Consider the following 20,388-nt stretch of genomic DNA (forward strand, 5'->3'; position numbering starts at 1 on the left):
GAACATAAACACGACAGTGCGTTTGTTATTGGCCATTAATATGCGATGGAATAATGGCTGAAGAATTATGGTCCCTTTTTATTTATCGGGCAATATGAAAACCACTGTGGGGATGCGGGGTATAACGTCGGTAAATCACCCCTGCCATTAATGTGGCTACATAACGTCTGCCATCATCCGCATCCTGCAGGGCGTTGAGGCGCCCGCGATGCCAGGGGGCAGATATTGTCGATAATTTAATTCACGCAGAGTAGATAACGCGCATAAAATATAAATCCCGCCGACCTTTATCTCCTGAAATAATAGCCGACGCGCGATATCCCCGGTGAAAACGTTAATTCACCGCCATTCTGCGCATCGCGCAATGATAGGCGCCGTTGCGTACCGATGCGCGAAGCACTCTGGCAATACCGTGCACCGCGATCCGGGCGCTATGCCGCTGCCAGGGGGTCAGCGTCAGGGAGAGCATCTCCTGCGCCCAGGGCGGGAGCAGATCAATCCCGGCGCGCATCATCAACTGACCAGGTAACTGGCTCAGGCGGCCGGGTAACCGGGTGGTCAGCAGCACATTCGCCACCTCCCGCGTACGTTCATCGCAGCGCAGACGCGGGCGCATATCCTGCAGATATTCCGCCACCTGCTGCGGCGTCAGCGGGATATCGCGGGCACCCAGACGGCGGGCAATTTCTGCCGCTTCGTGGAAATATTGCGTCTGGCGGTCCTGGCTTACCACCGTGCGCTTATAGCGCAAATGCGATGCCATAAAGCTGCTGCATTCAGCCACGTGTACCCAGGTCAGCAGCGCCGGATCGCTGGCCTCATAAGGCGTCCCGTCTTTATCCTGACCGCTGACCCGCAGGTGAATCCCCTGCACTTTGGCAATCAGCCTTTGCGCATCGACGGTGGTGCTAAAGGTGGTGGCCGAGATAAACTGGCTGGTGCGCCGCAGGCGGCCGAAGATATCGTCACGGAAATTGGAGTGATCCCAGACGCCGGCCAGCGCCAGCGGATGCAGCATTTGCAACAATAGTGCGCTCACGCCTCCGCAAAGCATCGACGTAAAGTCGCCGTGTACCTGCCAGATAGCGGATTGGGGGCCAAACAGCCCCGGCTCCCCTTTCGGGTGCTCAAAATCAATCTCTTTCAGCGCCATGCCGGTTAAGCCCAGAACCTGAGCCTCTATCATTCCGCGTATACTGGTCATTGTTTTGCCTGATGTTCTCCGTGACAGCAAAACATACCACTATTCGGCGCGAGACTCATGCGCAGGCCGTGACGTTATCCACTGCGGACAGACGCAGGGCGTGCCCGTTACAAACGGGCAGCAAAGAGTCAAGGATTCAGCTGGTAGTCGAGGCTAATCTCGGCGTTTAACACCTGTGATACCGGGCAGCCGGCTTTCGCTTTCTGGATAATGCCGTCAAAAACATCGGCTTCAATACCCGGCAGGACAATCTGACTCTGCAACGCGACCTCGGTAATCGCAAAACCGCCGCCGGATTTATCCAGCGTCACCACCGCCACCGTATCAATCGTCGTGGCCGTGTAGCCTGCTTCACTGAGCATCAGCGACAGCGCCATGGAGAAGCAAGCCGCGTGCGCAGCGCCGATCAGCTCTTCCGGATTGGTCCCTTTCACCCCCTCAAAACGGGTGTTGAAACCATACGGCTGCTGGCTCAACGCCCCGCTTTCTGTCGAAACGGTCCCCTTGCCGCTTTTTAAATCGCCTTCCCAGTGCGCCTGACCTTTCTTATGGATTGCCATGAATTCGCTCCTGTTGCTATGTCGAACCCACAGTATAGACGGTGAGACGGATCCTGGATGTGGATTAAGAAAATTCCTTATAAAACAAAAAAATATCAAGTGGCGCAGTGTGTCGTTATTTTTTACACCATCATAACCATAATTCATGACCGCCGGGGGGACAGACGCGCGTGGACTAGCTAAGCTGCGTCAGCTGCTGTTGAATCTCATCGAGAAACAGCGGTAGCGCGCTGGGCTGGTAGTCACGCGATAAATAGATGCCGTAGACGCTGAGGGCTTTCGGCGTCCAGCCCGGCAACACCGGCTTCAGCGCCCCGCTATTAAGGGCGCGCTGGGCTTCCAGTTCCGGCAGCATCGCGATGCCGCATCCGGCTACCGCCGCTTCCAGCAATAATGAGGAGATCCCGGCGCTGAGGTTCCCGGAAACCGCCACGGCAACGGCCTCGCCCTGCGGGTCGGTAAGCTGCCAGGTCGGCGCGACAAAATGGCTGTAGTGCAGGCAGTTATGTTCGCTGAGTTCGGCCGGCGTCTGCGGCTGGCCATGGAGCTGTAGCCAGCGCGGCGACGCGCACAGCACCGAACGACAGACCCCCAGCCGCCGGGCAATCGCGCCAGGCTCCGGGTTATCGGTTATCCGAATCGCCACATCAATGCGCTCGCCAATCAGACTCACCGGATGGTTATTGATATCCAGTTCGAGGCGCAACTGGGGGTAACGGGCGAGAAAATCGGGTAACAACGGCGAAATTAAGTGCATCGCCGTAAAGTGGGCGCAGGCGACGCGCAGCGTTCCGCTGGGTACCGCCCGCTCGGTCTGCCCGGCAATTTCGTCCGACAACTGCGTCAGACTGCGGGTTTTTTGCAGCACCTTCTCCCCGGCGGTGGTTAAGGTTAATTTGCGCGTCGAACGGTGGATCAGGCGGGTGCCCGCCCAGTGCTCCATCTGTTCCAGATAGCGACTGACCATCGGGCGCGACATCCCCAGCGCGCGGGCTGCGGCGCTCAGGCTCCCCAGTTCGCAGATCCGCATGTAGACCTGCGCGGCAATAATTCTGTCCATCTTTCACTTCCATCTGCACGTTTTATGAAACTCAGCATCTCTTTTTTCAGGAATTTTCGCAAATCAGGAAATCCGTAAAATAGCGTTATTCACCTGACACAGAGAAAACCGACATGAAATTATCCGCCCTTGCCGTTGCCGCCGCGCTGTTCAGCTCCGCTGCGTTCGCCGCGCCTTTAACCTTGCAGACCTATAACCCGCAGGATAAAGGTATCTTCGCCGTGAACTCGACGCTGGTTTCCGGCCCGCATGAAGCGGTGCTGTTTGATGCGCAATTTAGCGTTAAAGATGGCGAAAAGCTGGTTGATATGATCCGTCAAAGCGGCAAGAAACTGAGCCGTATTGTTATCACCTCCGGCGACCCGGATTTCTATTTCGGCCTCGAACCGCTGGTGAAGGCGTTCCCTGAGGCAAAAGTTGTCGCCACGGCCGAGGTGGTTAAGCACATCGAAGCAACCCACTCCGCGAAGCTGGCATTCTGGGGCCCACAGATGAAAGACGGCGCGCCAAAGCAGCTGTACGTACCGCAGCAGATTGAAGCCAGCTCGTTCACCATTGACGGTGAAAAAGTGGAGATTCGGCAACCCCAGAACTATGCGGCGTTCGTCTGGATCCCGGCGAACAAGACCATCCTCGGGGGTACCGGCGTCGCCTGGGGTATGCACGTATGGACCGCCGATACCCAGAGCGCCGAAAGCCGCTTGCAGTGGCGTAAAACGCTCGACGATATGGCCGCGCTCCACCCGCAGCAGGTCATTCCCGGTCACTATCTCGGGACTCCGCCGGCCGCAGATCGCGCGATCGTCTTTACCCGCGACTATCTGCAGCAGTTTGAGCAGGCGCTGAAAACGCACAAAGATTCCGCTGGCGTGATCGCCGACATGAAGCAACGCTGGCCGCAGCTGGCGGAAGTCAGTTCGCTGGAGCTGAGTGCGAAAGTAAACACCGGCGAGATGAAGTGGTAAGCGCAGATTATTCCTGATTCCAGGCGATGAAGTTGCCAGGGGCGAAAAAATAGACCACGATAGATAGCGCGGTCGCGTTAGCAGCGCGCCGCTCTTAGGGTTATATTTCGTCCGGCCGCGCCGGGCTTGTCCTTGAAACAGAACTGGATTAAGGAGTAAGAATGAAATCGAACCATCAGGCACGTCATCTTCTCGGTCTGAACTATAAACTGTCCCAGCAGAAAAAAGTGGTGCTGGACGGCGATGTAGAAATGACAATTAACCACGCTCATGCCACCGGGCGTAAGCGCCGCGCGGGTTAATTTCTCAGCGGAGTGATGATAAAAACACCGTCCTTTGGTCAGGATGGTGTTTTTTTAATTCAATTTCCCCTCTTTGATAACATCTGCTCTATACTGCTTGCGCTGCTTTCCCTGCCAGCCCGCACGCTTATCGCCGCGCACGGTCTGAAGTGAACATCAAGGAGTTAGTGCGATGCAATTCACCCATAAGAAAAACCGTTCTCTGTATATCCCCTACGCTGGCCCCGTTCTGCTCGAATTCCCCCTTCTCAACAAAGGTAGCGCCTTCAGCATGGAAGAGCGCAGCAGCTTTAACCTGCTCGGCCTGCTACCGGAAGTTGTTGAAACAATCGAGGAACAAGCGGAACGCGCATGGATCCAGTACCAGGGGTTTAAAACCGAGATCGACAAACACATTTACCTGCGCAACATTCAGGACACCAACGAAACCCTCTTCTATCGCCTGATTGGCAATCATCTCGATGAGATGATGCCGGTCATTTATACGCCGACCGTCGGCGCCGCCTGCGAACGCTTCTCTGAGATCTACCGCCGCTCACGCGGGGTGTTTATCTCCTACCAGAACCGGCACAACCTCGACGACATCCTGCAAAACGTGCCGAACCACAACGTCAAAGTGATCGTCGTGACCGACGGGGAACGTATTCTCGGTCTCGGCGATCAGGGCATCGGCGGGATGGGGATCCCTATCGGTAAACTCTCGCTGTACACCACCTGCGGCGGTATCAGCCCGGCCTACACGCTGCCTATCGTGCTGGACGTGGGGACCAACAACCAGCAGCTGCTCGACGATCCGCTGTATATGGGCTGGCGCCATCCGCGTATTACCGACGATGAGTATTATCAGTTTGTCGATGACGTTATCCAGGCGATTAAGCACCGCTGGCCGGACGTTCTGCTGCAGTTCGAAGACTTCGCGCAGAAAAACGCCATGCCGTTGCTCAACCGCTATCGCAATGAGATTTGCTCCTTCAATGACGATATCCAGGGCACCGCCTCGGTGACCGTAGGTACGCTGATTGCCGCCAGCCGCGGTGCGGGCAGCCAGCTGAGCGAGCAGAAAATCGTCTTCCTCGGCGCCGGTTCCGCCGGTTGCGGGATTGCCGAGCAGATTATCGCCCAGATCCAGCGTGAAGGATTAAGCGAACAAGAAGCGCGTCAGCGTGTGTTTATGGTTGACCGCTTCGGCCTGCTGACCGACGCCATGCCGAACCTGCTGCCGTTCCAGAACAAACTGGTGCAAAAACGCGAGAATCTGCAGCAGTGGGATACCACCAACGAAGTGCTTTCTCTGCTCGATGTGGTGCGCAACGTTAAACCGAATATTCTGATCGGCGTTTCCGGCCAGCCGGGTCTGTTCACCGAAGAGATTATTCGTGAGATGCATAAGCACTGCCCGCGGCCGATCGTCATGCCGCTGTCGAACCCGACTTCTCGCGTGGAAGCTACGCCGCAGAATATCCTCAGTTGGACCGACGGCGAAGCGCTGGTTGCCACCGGCAGCCCGTTCGCGCCGGTCACGCTGAAAGGTAAGCAGTATGTCATTGCCCAGTGCAACAACTCCTATATCTTCCCCGGTATTGGTCTTGGCGTCATCGCCTCTGGCGCATCGCGGGTCACCGACGACATGCTGATGGCGGCCAGTGAGACGCTGGCGAAGCACTCGCCTCTGGTCAACAACGGCGAGGGTCCGGTTCTGCCGGAGCTAAAAGATATCCAGACCGTATCGCGCGCAATCGCCTTTGCCGTCGGTAAAACGGCTCAGGAGCAAGGGGTAGCGGTGAAGACCTCCGCCGAAGCGCTGTTGCAGGCGATTAGCGATAACTTCTGGCTGCCGGAGTATCGCAACTATCGCCGGACCTCGATCTGATTTAAGCGACTCACCAACGGGCCTGACAACGGCCCGTTTTTTCTGTCGCCGCCCCACCATCTTTAGTCACTAGCCAAATATCCTCTTCCCGTCTAGACTGCCTTTACCCATCAACTGACTGAACTTAAAAGGAGGATCCCCATGCTGTCTTGTGAAATGTTTATTTTTTCACTGACCTTTGGCGATCGTACCCACTCAAGCGTTATCGGTATCGTGCTGCGATAACTTCAGCTTGAGCGAAGACACTTAGACCAATTCCCTTCCCTCGGGCTTACCGGGTTATCGTCAGCGATGTTTGACGAGGCGTTTTTACGCCTGTAACTCTTGAGTAAGTTCACTATGAGCACATTATTTACCGCGCAGTCTCTGCATGTTGAAACGGCATTCGGCCCGCTTTTCACCGACCTCTCCTTTACCCTGAAAAAAGGCGATCGTATCGGCCTGATAGGCCATAACGGCTGCGGCAAAAGTACGCTGCTCCAGGTACTGGACGGCACGCTGACGCCCGCTACCGGTAGCGTGGCGCTGGCCCATCATTGCCTGCTGGCGCGGGTTGAACAACACCTGCCGGATGCCCTGCTCCAGCAATCGCTGATCGAGGGGGTTCTGGCGCGGCTCCCCGCCAGCGGACGTGAACAACAGCGCTGGCAGGCAGAACGTCTGCTGGCGGAAATGGGGTTCGCGACGGCGGAGTTCACGCAGCAAGCGGCAACGCTGAGCGGCGGGCAACATACCCGGCTGCTGCTGGCCAGAGCGTTAATTCTGCAGCCGGATCTCCTGCTGCTGGACGAGCCCGGCAACCATCTCGACCTGCCGACCCTGTTGTGGCTGGAAAGCTTCTTGCAAACCTGGCCGGGGAGCTTCGTGCTGGTGTCCCATGACCCCATCTTACTGGATGCTGTAACTAATAGCAGTTGGATCCTGCGCGACAGAACCCTGCACGCCTTCTCTCTTCCCTGTAGCGCGGCGCGCCAGGCGTTGGCGGAACGCGACGAAAGCGATGCCCTGCGTCATAAAGCCGAGCAGCGAGAAATCGACCGCGTCACCGCCAGCGCTAAACGGCTGGCTACCTGGGGACAGGTGTACGACAACGAAGATCTGTCGCGTAAAGCCAAACAGATGGAAAAACAGGTCGCGCGCCTGAAAGAGAGTCAAACCGAGCTGACCGCCGGTACGCCGTGGCGTCTGGCGCTCAACGGCGACGCCCTGCGGGCCGATCGTTTACTTGAGATGGAGCAATTGCCGGTCCCCCCGGCTCCGGGATTGCCCGCCCTGTTCACCGCCGGGCTGGCGCGCCTGCGCAGCGGCGACCGGGTGGCGATTATGGGGCGTAACGGCGGCGGGAAATCGTCGTTGCTACGCCTGCTGTGGCGGCAAATGCAGCAGGCGGCGCCGGATGCCGGACTGCGTCTGCATCCGCGATTGCATCCGGGTTACTACGACCAGACGCTGCATCAACTGGCGGATAACGCCACGCTGCTGGAAGCGCTGGAGGGCTTTGAACCCGCTGGCGAACGCCGTAAGCGGGCGCTGATTTCCGCCGGTTTCGGCTGGAGCCGTCATGGGCAAAAGGTCAGCACCCTCAGCGGCGGCGAACGTTCCCGGTTGCTGTTTGTCGGTCTGTCGCTGGCCAGCTATAGCCTGCTGCTGCTGGATGAGCCCACCAACCATCTGGACATGGAGGGCAAAGAGGCGCTGGCCGCCTCGCTGCGCGAGTATTCCGGCGGTCTGCTGCTGGTCAGTCATGACCGCCAGTTGATTGATAGCAGCTGTAACCGCTTCTGGCTGATTGATGATAACGGGCTCAGCGAGTGGCATACCGCCGACGAAGTCTATGCCCGCCTGCGCGAGGGGGCGCCCCTGGTCGACAGGCGTGTCGAAGCGGATACGACGGCCATCGTCGCCGACGACCATGACGCCCTGCTGGAACGGTTAATCGATCTCGAACAGCGGCTGGCGGATGATATATCGCGTAAACCTAAGCACCAGAAGCCGCACCTGCAGGCCCAGTGGCGTGACGAGATAGCGGTCATTACCGCCAGACTGAGTTAACGGAGGCTAAATCCCCGGCTAAGGTGGAGACACTTTAGCCGGGGTCACGGCGCACGGCAGTCAGGCCGAAGCAGAATCGGTCTTGTTGCGGCTGAACTGCTGTTCGGTCATCATCATCCCCCACTGATCGCCCTGCCACTGTTTATGTAGCGTAAAGCCGAATTTTTCGTACAGCGAGCGCGCAGCGTCAAGTCCGCTGAAGGTCCACAGCTGGACGGCAGCAAAAGCGCGGCGGTCGCAAAAAGCCATCGCCTCCATCAGCAGACGTCGGCCAACGCCGCGGCCCCGACAGCTGTCGTCGAGAATAAACCAGCGTAAATGCGCCTGGTTGTTGCCCAGATCTTCGCCATCGATAGCCACAGAACCGACGATGTTACCCTCCTGCACCGCCAGCCAGATGTGATTGCACTGCGCGTTAAGTCGGGCGGAAAATTCCGCCAGCCCGCAGGCAACCTTACCTTCGAAGAAGTGGCCGAAACCGTGGTGCCGGGCGTAATATTCGCCGTGCATCTGCGCGATACGGCCAATCATCCCGGGTCGATATCCGCTGACAATCGTCACCTTATCAGTCGCCGCAGGCCGCTGTACTTCGCGGCATTTCGCCAGCGCCTGCGCGTACGCGGTCAGCCCCAGCGCCACGTTTTGCTGTTGTCCGGCATCGAGATGCATCAGCGCATCAATGACCCGCATCGCCCCGTAATCGTTAATCCGTCCGACCGTCCCTCGTCCCTGTTCCGTCAGTTCGAGTTGCTTGAAGCGGGCATCTTCGCCGTCGGGTTTTTCCTGCAGCTCGCCGGCGGCCAGCAGACGGGACAACATCCGACTGACGCTTGATTTCTCCAGGCCGAGGATCTGAACCAGCTGCGCGGCGGTCATCGCCCCGTGTGCGGAAATTTCCAGCAGCGTATGCACGGCGGAGGGAGAATAGTCGGTGGCCGCCAGCGTTGAATTCATGAAGCCGAGTTCACGAACCATCAGACGGGAAGAGCGGCGTATTTCAGTGATGAGCGATTCGTTAATAAGCGATGGATGCGTCATGGCGATGGGTGCAGGTGAGTTAATAGTTGCACAATACAACCATTGTTGCGTTCTCCCTGTCAATCCACGCCGCCATTCGGCCCGCGCACACGAACGGTATTTCCTACCGGCTCATCGGCTCTTTGTCAGGATTAAACACGGTCGCAACGGGTCATTGCCCGGCTAAAAAAGTACAGGCACCGTGCGGTGCCTGTTTTTATCTTATTGTGGATTTTTGGCTTTCCACGCATCCCATGCCTGCTTAATCTCTTGTTTTGCCGCAGCGGCATCGTTAAAGCCGTTCAGCTCCACCTTTTTACGCCCGTCAGGCAGCTGCTTATAGACGCGGAAAAAGGCCTGCAGCCGCTCCTGCTCAATGGCAGGCAGGTCGCTGATATTCTTGATGTCATCATAGGTCGGATCGATTTTGCTCGCCGGCACGGCAATAATCTTATCGTCCTTTTCCCCACCATCGATCATCTTCAGGACGCCGATTGCCCGCAGCTTAATCAGCGTCCCCGGCGCCATCGGTGCACGCGTGTAGAACACCACGTCCAGCGGATCGCCGTCTCCCGCCAGCGACTGGGTCAGTGAACCGTAGTTAGCCGGATAGGCGACCGGCATCGACTGGAAACGATCGGCTATAATAAATCCCGTCTTCGCGTCGGTCTCATATTTGATGATACCGCCCGTCGGAATTTCCGTGACCGCGTAAAACTCTTCCGGGTTGTTCTCCGGCTGCGGAAAGTCCAGTACGTTGTGGGCCTGAGCGGCGGCAGACAGGAACAGCGATGCGGCGAGGATAGTTTTTACCAGATGCATTGTAGTATCACTCTGTTGTTATAAGAAATTTGCCTGTAACAGCCTGCCGCTTAGCCATGAACAGAATATGACGACCTCATTGCATAATTATTAACAGCCAAAATTCACACACATGCTCGAATTTTGCGCTATTAGCGCTGCTCTAGACCACATATTTCACTAGCTCCCTTGCATTCCTGACTATAAGGGTTAATCCTTAATGAGTATTATTTAAGAGTAAACACCCATTTTTTCTTCAAAATTCAAGGAGTAAACATGAAGGCAGCCGTTGTTACCCACGATCATCAGGTTGATGTGACGGAAAAAACACTGCGTCCCCTGCAACATGGAGAGGCGTTGTTGAAAATGGAGTGCTGTGGCGTATGCCATACCGACCTGCACGTGAAAAACGGCGATTTTGGCGATAAAACCGGCGTGATTCTGGGCCATGAAGGCGTGGGCGTTGTACAGCAGGTTGGTCCGGGCGTCACCTCCCTGAAACCGGGCGACCGCGCAAGCGTGGCGTGGTTCTTCGAAGGCTGTGGGCACTGCGATTACTGTAACAGCGGCAACGAAACGCTCTGCCGTTCGGTAAAAAATGCCGGTTACAGCGTAGACGGCGGCATGGCTGAAGAGTGCATCGTCACCGCTAACTATGCGGTCAAAGTGCCGGACGGCCTCGACTCTGCTGCCGCCAGCAGCATTACCTGCGCGGGTGTTACCACCTATAAAGCGGTGAAAGTTTCCCATATTAAACCGGGCCAATGGATTGCCATCTACGGTCTTGGTGGCCTCGGCAACCTGGCGCTGCAATATGCGAAAAACGTGTTCAATGCCAAAGTCATCGCCATCGACGTTAACGATGCGCAGCTGGCGCTGGCGGCCGAGATGGGCGCGGATCTGACCATTAACTCCCGCAATGAAGATGCGGCGAAGGTGATTCAGGAAAAAACCGGCGGCGCTCACGCGGCCGTCGTCACCGCTGTCGCCAAAGCGGCGTTTAACTCCGCCGTTGACGCCGTTCGCGCCGGAGGCCGCGTGGTGGCCGTTGGCCTGCCTCCGGAAGCCATGAGCCTCGATATTCCCCGTCTGGTACTGGATGGTATCGAAGTGGTGGGCTCGCTGGTCGGCACCCGTCAGGATCTGACCGAAGCCTTCCAGTTCGCAGCCGAAGGGAAAGTCGTTCCTAAAGTGACGCTGCGTCCGCTGGGCGACATCAACGCCATCTTTAAAGAGATGGAACAGGGGCAAATTCGCGGCCGTATGGTTATCGATTTCCGCCGCTAAGCCTCGCGCCTCTCCCGCTCAGGGAGAGGCCATTTCATGACGCTGGCCATCCGGCATGAACGCATTCCTCCGGCTGTTACCCACATAGAATATTTCTCCAACGCGGTAAATGCCTTTTCCGCAAATGCTTAGCGCAATTCGTTGGTTCCTTTGTTTATATCCGCGCCCGATGATGGCAACACAATAGATAACAAAGGAATTCACCATGCAAAGCCGTTTTCGTCTGCCCGCGTTGGCAGCCCTCTTTTTATCCGGCGCTTTTTCCGCCTGGGCCGCCGATACGCCGGTCAAAGGCGGGACATTAATCTATCTGGAGCAGCAGCCGCACACCAATCTCTATCCACCGGCCGGAGGCTTCTACCCCAACGGCGGCATTCTCAATCAGATAACCGATAAGCTCACCTGGCAAAACCCGAAGACGCTGGCGGTTGAACCGTGGATTGCCGAGAGCTGGGTCACGAACGCCGACAAAACCGAATACACCTTTACGCTGCGTCCGGGCATCACCTTCTCCGACGGTACCCCGCTGGATGCCAACGCGGTGGCCAAAAATTTTGATACCTACGGCCTTGGCAATAAAACCCAGCGGCTGCCGGTTTCTGAAGTGATCAACAACTACGACCATAGCGAAGTCATCAATCCGCTGACGGTGAAGTTCTACTTCAAAAAGCCGTCGCCCGGCTTCCTGCAGGGCACCGCCACCATCGGCTCCGGACTGGTCTCTCTCAGCACCTTGCAGCGTAATTTCGACGAGCTCGGCGACGCGCGCAATATTATCGGCTCCGGACCCTTTATCGTTAAAGATGAAAAACCGGGTCGCGAGCTAACGCTGGTCGCCCGCAAAGACTATCAGTGGGGGCCGAAAAACCTGGCTCAACAGGGGCCGGCCAACCTCGACGGCATTACCTTTATCGTCACCCCGGAAGACAGCGTGCGTATCGGGGCGTTACTGGCGGGTCAGGCCGACTTTATCCGCCAGGTCCAGGCCTACGATGAAAAGCAGGCGACCGACCAGGGATTCAGGATTTATGCCGCCCCCACCCGCGGCGTCAATGACAGCCTGAGTTTCCGCCCGGATAACCCGCTGGTTTCCGACCTGAGCGTCCGCCAGGCACTGCTGCACGCCACCAACGCCAGACAGGTGGTCGAGACGCTGTTCTCGGCTAACTATCCACAGGCGACGTCAGTGCTGGCCCGTTCAGCGGCAGGCTACGTCAATCTCAGCGACAAGCTGACCTTCGATCAGGCCAGGGCCCGGCAGCTGCTCGATGAAGCCGGCTGGAAACCGGCCGCCGACGGGATCAGAGAGAAAGATGGCCAGCGCCTGGCGCTGACGGTTTATGAATCTCTGCCGCAGCCGCAAAACAAAGAGGTGCTCCAGCTGATTGCCCAACAGTGGCGCCAGGTAGGGGTGGCGCTGAGCGTAAAAGCCGGCGATGCCGGTAGCCGGGTTATTGATAACCTCGATCCGCTGAAGACCCCGCTGACCGTTTCGGAAGTGGGTCGCGCCGACCCGGACGTGGTGAAAAGCATGTTCTTCCCGACCAACCGCGATGCTCTGCTGCAACAGGGCGGCTCCAGCGACAAAGTACAGCGCTTTCGCGACGATAAGCTTAACACTCTGCTGACCGCCATTTCCGCCGAAGTCGATGCGCAAAAGCGCCTGCAGCTGACCGGCGATGCCCAGCGCTATCTGCTGGATAACGCCTACGTGATCCCGATATTTGAAGAGCCGCAGGTCTTTGCCGGTGCGCCTTGGGTGAAGGGCGTAAGCTTTGAAGCCGTCGGCCGACCGTCGTTCTACGGCAGCTGGCTGGAAAAACACTAAGGAGTCTGGGATGAGCCATAACCTTCTGCGACGTCTGGGCCAGAGTTTGCTGGTGCTGTGGGCGGCCTTTACCCTCTCCTTCGTGCTGCTGCAGGTGCTGCCGGGGGATGCGGTATTGATCAAGTTTCAGAACCCGGATCTCGGTCTCAGCCCGGCGCAAATCGCCGACATGCGCATCGCCTACGGCGCCGACAGCCCGGTCTGGAAGCAGTATTTCCATACCTTAGCGGCGATGCTGCAGGGGGATTTTGGCTACTCGTTACAGGCCGGTATTGCGGTCAGTACCCTGCTGGCCAGCAACCTGCCGGACACCCTCAGTCTGGCAATCCCGGCGTTTATACTGGCTATCGCGCTGGCCTTTAGCCTGGCCTTCGCCTCCCGTCTGCCGGGGCTGCGCTGGCTGAGCAATACCTTACAGTCTTTGCCGGTGCTGTTTATCTCGCTGCCGACCTTCTGGTTGGGGATTGCGCTGATTCAACTTTTCTCCTTCCAGTTGCGCTGGATCCCGGTGATTAATCCTGGCCCGCTACAGGGGCTGATACTGCCGATCATCGCCGTCGCGGTGCCCATTTCCGCCCCGCTGGCGCAGATCCTGATGCGCAGCATGGACCAGGTGGCCGCCCTGCCGTTTGTCGCCGTCGCCCGCGCCAAAGGGATGAGTGAAACCGGCGTGCTGTGGCGACACGTCACCGGCAACGCCCTGCTACCGGCGTTGAATATCGCCGGGCTGCTGCTGGGGGAGCTGATCGCCGGGGCATTGATTACCGAAACCGTCTTCGGCCGCGGCGGTCTGGGTCAGTTGACCCAGCAGGCGGTCAACAACCAGGATATTGCCGTCTTACAGGCGGTGGTGATGATCTCCGCCCTCGCATTTGTGTTGATTAATCTGCTGGTGGATCTGCTGATGCCGCTGTTCGATCCCCGCCTGAAAACCGTAACCGGAGGCGTGGTATGAGCCTCGTTGATTACGCTACCGCCGCCCGCCGACGAGCGCCTGGCCGTCGTTTCCAGCCGGGGCTATGGCTCGCCTGGAGCATCATGTTCATCGCGCTGTTGATGGCGATCGCCCCGCAGCTGTTCAGCGACTATAACCCGCTTGATGGCACCTCCGGCGCGCCGCGTCTGGCGCCGCAGGCGGGCCACTGGCTGGGAACCGACCAACTGGGTCGCGACCTGTGGACGCGGATCGTCTATGGCGCGGCGCACTCGCTTTCCGCCGCGCTGGCGGCTGTCGCTATCGGCCTGCTGGTCGGTACCGCGCTCGGTGCGCTGGCCGGTGCCGTTGCCGGGCGCGTCGAGTCGCTGGTGATGCGGCTGGTTGATGTCCTGCTGGCCATCCCGTCGCTGCTGCTGTCGTTAACGGTGATTATTCTGCTCGGCTTCGGCACCGTGAACGCTGCGGTGGCCGTGGGCGTCGCCGCTATTGCCAGCTTTGCCCGCCTGGCGCGCGCGGAAGTGGTCCGCGTGCGCCGTAGCGACTATATCGAAGCAGCCTTTGGCAGCGGCGGCACCTTCTTTGCCGTGTTCTGGCGGCATATTTTACCCAACTCACTGATCGCCGTACTGGCCTTCGCCACGCTGCAGTTTGGTCAGGCGATCCTCGCCCTCTCGACCCTGAGCTTTCTCGGCTACGGTACGCCGCCGCCGGTACCGGAGTGGGGGCTGTTGATTGCCGAAGGACGCAACTATCTCTCGACCGCCTGGTGGCTGACCACCTTCCCCGGCGTGGCGGTGGTTGCCGTGGTGCTGGCCGCCAACCGTATCAGCCGTCAATTTAGCGGAGAGCGCTCATGAACGTCTTACGCGTGGAAAATCTGCGCATCAGCTACCGCTCGCAGCACCGCTGGCAGGAAGTGGTGCACAACGTCAGCTTCAGCCTGCAACGCGGCGAAATGCTGGCCTTTGTCGGGGAGTCCGGGTCCGGTAAAACCACCACCGCCCAGGCCATTATCGGTCTGCTGGCGAACAATGCCCGGCGCGACAGCGGACGAGTGGAAATTAACGGCGAGGATATCAGCGGCTGGTCGGGGAAACGACTTGATAGTCTGCGCGGCGCGCGAATCAGTCTGGTCCCGCAGGATCCGGGCAACTCCCTGAACCCGGTACAAACGATCGGCGCGCAGGTTGGCGAAATACTTCGTCTGCACCAGAAAGAGCCCGCCGCCGTGCGTAAGCAGCAGGTGCTGGCCCTGTTAAGCAAAGTTGGCCTCAGCCATCCCGAACAGCGCTTTTATCAGTATCCGCATCAGCTCTCCGGTGGCATGAAGCAGCGGGTGTTAATTGCCATCGCTATTGCTCTGAAACCGGACTTGATCATTGCCGATGAGCCAACCAGCGCCCTCGATGTTACCGTCCAGAAACGCATTCTCGACCTCCTCGATACCCTGCGCCGGGAGTCCGGGACGGCGGTGCTGCTCGTCACCCACGATCTGGCGCTGGCGGCGCAACGCGCCGACCGGCTGCTGGTTTTTCGCCACGGAGAAGTTCAGGAACAGGGCCTCACCGCGGATGTCATCCGCGCGCCGCAACACGCCTACACCCGCCAGCTGTTGAGCGATCTGCAGGGAATCCAGCCTACCATCGGGACAGCGCCGCGCCACCCTGTGGCGACGCCCGCTATCCGCGTCGCCGATATCAGTAAACGTTTTTCGCTGGGCGATGCCGGGCTACAGGCGCTGGACGCCGTCAGCTTTGAGGTCAAACGCGGCACGACCCATGCGTTAGTTGGCGAGTCGGGTTCGGGCAAAACCACGCTGGCGCGGATTCTGCTCGGCTTTGAACAGGCCGATAGCGGCCACATCGCCATTGATGGTATTGATGCCGGTCATTTAAGCCGCGAGGCGCAGCGCCAGCTGCGGCGTAAAATTCAGTTCGTTTATCAGAACCCGTTCGCCTCGCTCGACCCGCGTCAGACCCTGTTTGAGATTATCGAAGAGCCGCTGAAAAATTTCGACCCGCTGAGCCCGGCCAGCCGCCGCGCCCGCGTCGAAGCAGTTGCCGCCCGGGTCGCGCTGGCACCGGAGTTGCTGACGCGAACCGCTCGCGAGCTCTCCGGCGGCCAGCGCCAGCGGGTCGCCATTGCGCGGGCGCTGGTGCTGGAGCCGACGATTCTGGTTCTCGACGAAGCCACTTCCGCGCTGGATGTTACCGTACAGGCGCAGATTCTCGCCCTGCTTCAGCAGCTCCAGCAACAGCTGGGGCTGACCTATCTGTTTATCACCCACGACCTGGCGACGGTGCGGCGCATCGCGCAGAGCGTTACGGTACTGCGCGCCGGTCAGGTCGTGGAATACGGCGAGGTCAACCGCCTGTTTAGCCAGCCACTGCACCCCTATACCCGCGAGCTCATCGCCGCCATTCCCCACGTATCCACCCTGAGCAAGGAGATCGCATGACGCGTAAACGCCTGGGTTTTTTCACCCGCCTGCTGGACTCTGCCCCCGCGCAACAGCGCTACCGGTTGGCAACCGAACAGATTCGCCACGCCGAGCGCCTCGGCTTTGACAGTGCGTGGATTGCCCAGCATCACTTCCACGAGCATGAAGGCGGCCTGCCTTCGCCGCTGGTCTTTCTCGCCCATGTCGCGGCGCAGACCGCACATATTCGTCTTGGTACCGCCATTATTACCCTGCCGATGGAGAACGCGCTGCGGGTCGCCGAAGACGCGGCGGTGCTGGATCTCCTGGCCAACGGACGTCTTGAGGTCGGCTTTGGCTCCGGCGGTACGCCAACCTCGTTTCTGCCGTTTGGCTTAACCAGCGAGCAGCGGGGAGCCGTGTTCGCCGAAAACCTGCATCTGATCCACAGCGCCTGGCGCGGTGATTCACTGGGCCATCCGGAAAATCATCTCTATCCACCGGCGCCGCAGCTGGCTGAACGGATCTGGATTGCGACCTTTTCAATTGACGGCGCCGTTCGCGCCGGTAAGGCCGGTCACGGCCTGATGCTCTCCCGTACACAGCCGCGCCCGCTCGGGCAGCCGGATTTAGCGCTTGATGCTATCCAGAATCCCCTGATCGATGCCTACCTCGCGGCGCTGCCCGCTGGCAGAGCGCCAAGGATCCTCGCCTCGCGCACCGCCTTCATTGCCGACAGCCAGCAGTACGCCCTACAGGTCGCGGAACCGGGATTACGCCAACAGGCGGCGGCACATCGCGCTGCCGGACATGAGACAATCGGTGACACTGTCACTGATTGTTTGTCGCAGCTGGACGCCCACGTCGGCGATGTTGAACATGTGCAGGCATCTCTGGCGCGGGACAGCGTGCTGGCCCGCGTCACCGATATTTCGTTCCAGGTGCACTCCGTTGAGCCCTCGCACCGTGACACGCTGCGTTCCCTTGAGCTGATCGCTCAACATATCGCCCCGCAACTAAGGTAGGAGTCACCATGACACTGAGTCAGGATATTTTGGCAGAGCTGGCAGAGATTTCCCCGGGTTCCCCATTAGCCGAGGCCCGGGCCGTGCGCGACGCGGCGACCCGCCACGCGCAGGGCAGCTACGAGGTGCTGTTCAGCCAGCAGGATGAGGATTTTCCACCCGATGAGCGTTTTGCCGTCGCCGCCAGAGTGGCGAAGCTGCATCAGGCCGATGCGCTGGCCGCCCACTATGCCGGTTTTGGCCTTGCCGACCCGACCTCCGCGCGGCTGACCCCGGCGCTGGCGTTTGCCCGCCTGCTAACCTTCAGCCCGCTGGAGGCCACGCCTTCGGCACTGCAGGCGCTCACCCGCGCCGGCTGGACCCCGCGTGGGATAGTCACCCTCGCCCAGCTAATCGCCTTCGTCAGCTTCCAGAGCCGGTTACTCAACGGCCTGCGCTTATTGAACGGTAAACCCTTCGCCAGCGCCGATACGCCGGTGGCGGCCGGTTTCTGGCATACCACCCGGCAAACCGTCAGCGGCAAGCGGGCCCCAGGACATTTCACCCGCGATGAACTCAACTGGGAGCCCTGGCTGGAGGCCAAACCGCTGGAAGCCTTCAGCGATGATGAACAGGCGATTCTGGCGAAATTTGGCCATACGGACTCCCCCTATTTTCGCCTGCTGGCGCGCAATCAGCCGGTGCTGGAGCAGCGCACGCTAACCGACAAAGGCATCTTCTATACGCCCGGCGGTCTGCCGCGCGCGGAACGGGAACTGGCCGCCACCGTCGCCAGTAAGGTTAACGGCTGTATTTACTGCGCATCGGTGCATGCCCGCAAGGCGGCGCAGTTGGCAAAAGATGAGAGCGCGATAGAAACGCTGCTGGCGGTGACGCCGGGGGAAACATTGAGCGACGGCCAGTCGCCGCGCTGGCGGGCGGAAATAGATTTCGCCGCCGCCCTTTCCGTCACGCCGCCGGCCCTGACCGCCGCGCATCTCCATGGCCTGCAAGAGCAGGGGCTGGATACCCTGGCTCAGCTTGATTTACTGCAATCGGCGGCCTTTTTCGCATGGGCCAACCGGCTGATGTTAACCCTCGGCGAGCCGTGGGAAATCGATTAATCCATCGCGCCCGCGATCGGGCGGTTCCGCTGGCCGCGGGCGTAAAGCAACAGCGATGTCATCGCGAGGAAGGAGAGGAACGCCGCCGGGAGCGCGATCGTATTCCAGCCAAAGCCGGAGGTAATCATCATCCCGCCGCAAAATGCGCCGAGCGCGCTGCCAAGGTTGAAGGCTATCTGCCCGCCAGCCGCCCCCAGCATCTCTCCGCCCCGCGCATTTTGCAGCAATAAGATTTGCAGCGGCGCCGCCAGCGCAAAGAGTCCGGCACAGCACAAAAACGCCAGCAGCAGCGACGCCGTTTTATGGTCGCCAAAGAGAAAGATCAGCAACATCACCGCCACAATAGCGCCGTCGGTGGTGGCCGCGATGCGCAGCGGGCTGTAGCGAGCGGAGATTTTCCCGCTCAGCAGATTACCGATAACCATCCCCAGCCCCACCAGCATCATGATGGCGATCATCGCGCTTTCGGAAAACCCGGAGACATGGAGCATAAACGGTTTGATATAGCTGAACCACGTAAATACCCCGGCATTGCCAAACAGGGTCGCAGCGAAAATAAGCCACGGCGCAGGCGACGATAAGAAATGAAACTGTTCCCGCAGTCGCGTCGTGGCTCGATCATAGACCGTCGGAACCCACCACAGAATCGCCATCAGCACCGCAACGTTGAAAAGCGCGATGCCCAGAAAGGTATAGCGCCAGCTTAACTGATGCCCCAGCCAGGTTCCGGCGGGAACGCCGATCAGGTTAGCCACCGTCATACCGGCAATCATCCCGGCCACTGCGGCGGTCACTTTGCCCGGCGGCGCCACCTTCGACAGAATAATCGCCCCGACGCCGAAAAAGGCGCCATGCGGGAAGCCGGACAGCAGGCGGCCTGCTGCCAACATGGGGTAGCTGGAGGAAAAGGTAAACAGGGTATTCCCGAGAATACACAGCGCGGCCAGGAACAGCATCACCGACTTTAATGAAAAGCGGCTGGAAAACAGCGCCATCACCGGCGCGCCAATCACCACGCCAAAGGCATACCAGGCTATCATATTGCCGGCGACAGGAATCGAGATCCCGACATCGCGAGCGATCTCCGGCAACACGCCCATAATGCCAAATTCCGCCATGCCCAGGCCGAACGTGCCCAGCGCGAGCGAAAAAATCGTCTTTTTCATTCAGTTAATCACGTATTTTGCCTTTTCGGCCGGCATTATTGACCATTCAGGATCGGCAAACCAGACAAAAACGTGCGCTGACCCGTTTGTCCATAAAATAACGCGATCCATTCATGCGAGTCATGGTCTGGCAGAGAAGAAGGTGGGTTCGAGTAAATTGAAGCCGCCTGGCGAGAAAGAGTATGAAAAAGCGCTGACTCCGCCTTGCCCGCTTCATGCTTTTCTGCCGGGGCGGGAAAGGTTATCCCCCCCCTTTTCTGGTGAGCTCAAATCGATAAATCCGCCGTTTACCTCAACTTAACTTCAGGTCTTACGCTTAACGCATACCGTCAGATAACGATAAGGACATGATATGCATGAGATTGACAGCGGTTTTACCCATGTGGCCTTTATGGTGCGGGATCTCGACAAGAGCATCGATTTTTATACCCGCTACACCGCCATGCAGGTGATCCACCGGCGCTCGCCGGATCTTCCCTCCGCTCGCCACGTGGCGTGGTTAAGCGATCGTACCCGCTTATTCGCCCTGGTGCTGGTGCAGGCGGATGAACCGACCGATACCCCGCTGGGGCCGTTTGGCCATTTAGGCGTCGCCTGCGCGACCAAAGAGGAGATCGACACGAAAACCGCGATGGCGCGGCGGGAAGGCGTGCTGCGAAAGGAGCCGGAGCAGCTCGGGGAGCCGGTGGGCTATTACGTCTTTTTCAGCGACCCGGATGGCAATACGCTGGAACTCTCTTACGGCCAGCGCGTCGGGCTGGAAGTCCTGCGTAGCGAGAGCTGAAAGCACAT

18 protein-coding genes are annotated in these 20,388 nt (G+C 59.0%); 12 read left to right on the top strand and 6 right to left on the bottom strand.

Annotated features, from left to right (window positions below; translation table 11 throughout):
• Positions 1 to 334 precede the first annotated feature (334 nt).
• The 3 genes from CWM52_RS11600 to CWM52_RS11610 all read right to left on the bottom strand — a co-directional run bounded on the left by CWM52_RS11600 (position 335) and on the right by CWM52_RS11610 (position 2,824).
• Positions 335 to 1,204: an oxygenase MpaB family protein gene (locus CWM52_RS11600; RefSeq protein ID WP_100684248.1), complete on the bottom strand. Its 870-nt coding sequence runs from the start codon at positions 1,202 to 1,204 to the stop codon at positions 335 to 337.
• A gap of 128 nt (positions 1,205 to 1,332) precedes the next feature.
• Complete coding sequence (locus CWM52_RS11605; RefSeq protein ID WP_100684249.1) at positions 1,333 to 1,764, bottom strand: OsmC family protein; 432 nt, start codon at positions 1,762 to 1,764, stop codon at positions 1,333 to 1,335.
• A gap of 175 nt (positions 1,765 to 1,939) precedes the next feature.
• Positions 1,940 to 2,824 (bottom strand): LysR family transcriptional regulator, encoded by an 885-nt coding sequence (locus tag CWM52_RS11610; protein WP_100684250.1) that lies wholly within the window; start codon positions 2,822 to 2,824, stop codon positions 1,940 to 1,942.
• Between the two features lie 113 nt (positions 2,825 to 2,937).
• On the opposite strand from CWM52_RS11610, the gene CWM52_RS11615 reads away from it, so the two are divergent.
• The 4 genes from CWM52_RS11615 to CWM52_RS11630 all read left to right on the top strand — a co-directional run bounded on the left by CWM52_RS11615 (position 2,938) and on the right by CWM52_RS11630 (position 8,013).
• Entirely contained in the window at positions 2,938 to 3,789 is an 852-nt protein-coding gene (locus CWM52_RS11615) for a Vmh family MBL fold metallo-hydrolase (RefSeq protein ID WP_100684251.1), read from the top strand.
• A 161-nt stretch (positions 3,790 to 3,950) separates the two neighbouring features.
• Positions 3,951 to 4,091 carry a stationary-phase-induced ribosome-associated protein gene (gene sra / locus CWM52_RS11620; RefSeq protein WP_100684252.1) on the top strand — a complete coding sequence of 47 codons (141 nt, stop codon included), beginning with the start codon at positions 3,951 to 3,953 and terminating at the stop codon, positions 4,089 to 4,091.
• A gap of 172 nt (positions 4,092 to 4,263) precedes the next feature.
• Positions 4,264 to 5,961: an NAD-dependent malic enzyme gene (locus CWM52_RS11625; protein ID WP_100684253.1), complete on the top strand. Its 1,698-nt coding sequence runs from the start codon at positions 4,264 to 4,266 to the stop codon at positions 5,959 to 5,961.
• 339 nt (positions 5,962 to 6,300) lie between these two features.
• Entirely contained in the window at positions 6,301 to 8,013 is a 1,713-nt protein-coding gene (locus CWM52_RS11630) for an ATP-binding cassette domain-containing protein (RefSeq protein WP_100684254.1), read from the top strand.
• Between the two features lie 60 nt (positions 8,014 to 8,073).
• On the opposite strand, the gene CWM52_RS11635 is transcribed toward CWM52_RS11630, so the two are convergent.
• Both CWM52_RS11635 and CWM52_RS11640 read right to left on the bottom strand, forming a co-directional pair.
• On the bottom strand, positions 8,074 to 9,051 hold the full coding sequence (locus tag CWM52_RS11635) for a bifunctional helix-turn-helix transcriptional regulator/GNAT family N-acetyltransferase (RefSeq protein WP_100684255.1): 978 nt from the start codon (positions 9,049 to 9,051) through the stop codon (positions 8,074 to 8,076).
• A gap of 201 nt (positions 9,052 to 9,252) precedes the next feature.
• Positions 9,253 to 9,852, bottom strand: a complete 600-nt coding sequence (locus CWM52_RS11640; RefSeq protein WP_004861761.1) for an inorganic diphosphatase — start codon at positions 9,850 to 9,852, stop codon at positions 9,253 to 9,255.
• Positions 9,853 to 10,107: 255 nt separating this feature from the next.
• On the opposite strand from CWM52_RS11640, the gene adhP reads away from it, so the two are divergent.
• From adhP to CWM52_RS11675, 7 genes are all read left to right on the top strand, one after another.
• Positions 10,108 to 11,118, top strand: coding sequence for an alcohol dehydrogenase AdhP (gene adhP / locus CWM52_RS11645; RefSeq protein WP_004861757.1), 1,011 nt, complete (start codon positions 10,108 to 10,110; stop codon positions 11,116 to 11,118).
• Between the two features lie 205 nt (positions 11,119 to 11,323).
• Positions 11,324 to 12,946 (top strand): TIGR04028 family ABC transporter substrate-binding protein, encoded by a 1,623-nt coding sequence (locus tag CWM52_RS11650; protein ID WP_100684256.1) that lies wholly within the window; start codon positions 11,324 to 11,326, stop codon positions 12,944 to 12,946.
• A gap of 10 nt (positions 12,947 to 12,956) precedes the next feature.
• Positions 12,957 to 13,901, top strand: coding sequence for an ABC transporter permease (locus tag CWM52_RS11655; RefSeq protein ID WP_100684257.1), 945 nt, complete (start codon positions 12,957 to 12,959; stop codon positions 13,899 to 13,901).
• The gene (locus CWM52_RS11660; protein ID WP_100684258.1) at positions 13,898 to 14,740 is read left to right on the top strand and encodes an ABC transporter permease; all 843 of its coding nucleotides are present in this window, start codon (positions 13,898 to 13,900) and stop codon (positions 14,738 to 14,740) included. Before CWM52_RS11655 ends, CWM52_RS11660 begins: the two co-directional genes overlap by 4 nt.
• Positions 14,737 to 16,341 (top strand): ABC transporter ATP-binding protein, encoded by a 1,605-nt coding sequence (locus CWM52_RS11665; protein ID WP_100684259.1) that lies wholly within the window; start codon positions 14,737 to 14,739, stop codon positions 16,339 to 16,341. Before CWM52_RS11660 ends, CWM52_RS11665 begins: the two co-directional genes overlap by 4 nt.
• Complete coding sequence (locus tag CWM52_RS11670; RefSeq protein ID WP_100684260.1) at positions 16,338 to 17,327, top strand: putative FMN-dependent luciferase-like monooxygenase; 990 nt, start codon at positions 16,338 to 16,340, stop codon at positions 17,325 to 17,327. Before CWM52_RS11665 ends, CWM52_RS11670 begins: the two co-directional genes overlap by 4 nt.
• A gap of 8 nt (positions 17,328 to 17,335) precedes the next feature.
• Entirely contained in the window at positions 17,336 to 18,430 is a 1,095-nt protein-coding gene (locus CWM52_RS11675; protein ID WP_100684261.1) for an alkylhydroperoxidase domain protein, read from the top strand.
• Here CWM52_RS11675 and araJ read toward each other — a convergent pair.
• On the bottom strand, positions 18,427 to 19,596 hold the full coding sequence (gene araJ / locus CWM52_RS11680) for an MFS transporter AraJ (RefSeq protein WP_100684262.1): 1,170 nt from the start codon (positions 19,594 to 19,596) through the stop codon (positions 18,427 to 18,429). The two genes, CWM52_RS11675 and araJ, sit on opposite strands and share 4 nt — an antisense overlap.
• 352 nt (positions 19,597 to 19,948) lie before the next feature.
• On the opposite strand from araJ, the gene CWM52_RS11685 reads away from it, so the two are divergent.
• Positions 19,949 to 20,380 (top strand): VOC family protein, encoded by a 432-nt coding sequence (locus CWM52_RS11685; RefSeq protein ID WP_100684263.1) that lies wholly within the window; start codon positions 19,949 to 19,951, stop codon positions 20,378 to 20,380.
• Positions 20,381 to 20,388: the final 8 nt, after the last annotated feature.

The sequence above is a fragment of the Raoultella sp. T31 genome (assembly GCF_002806725.1).
Taxonomy (GTDB): domain Bacteria; phylum Pseudomonadota; class Gammaproteobacteria; order Enterobacterales; family Enterobacteriaceae; genus Klebsiella; species Klebsiella electrica.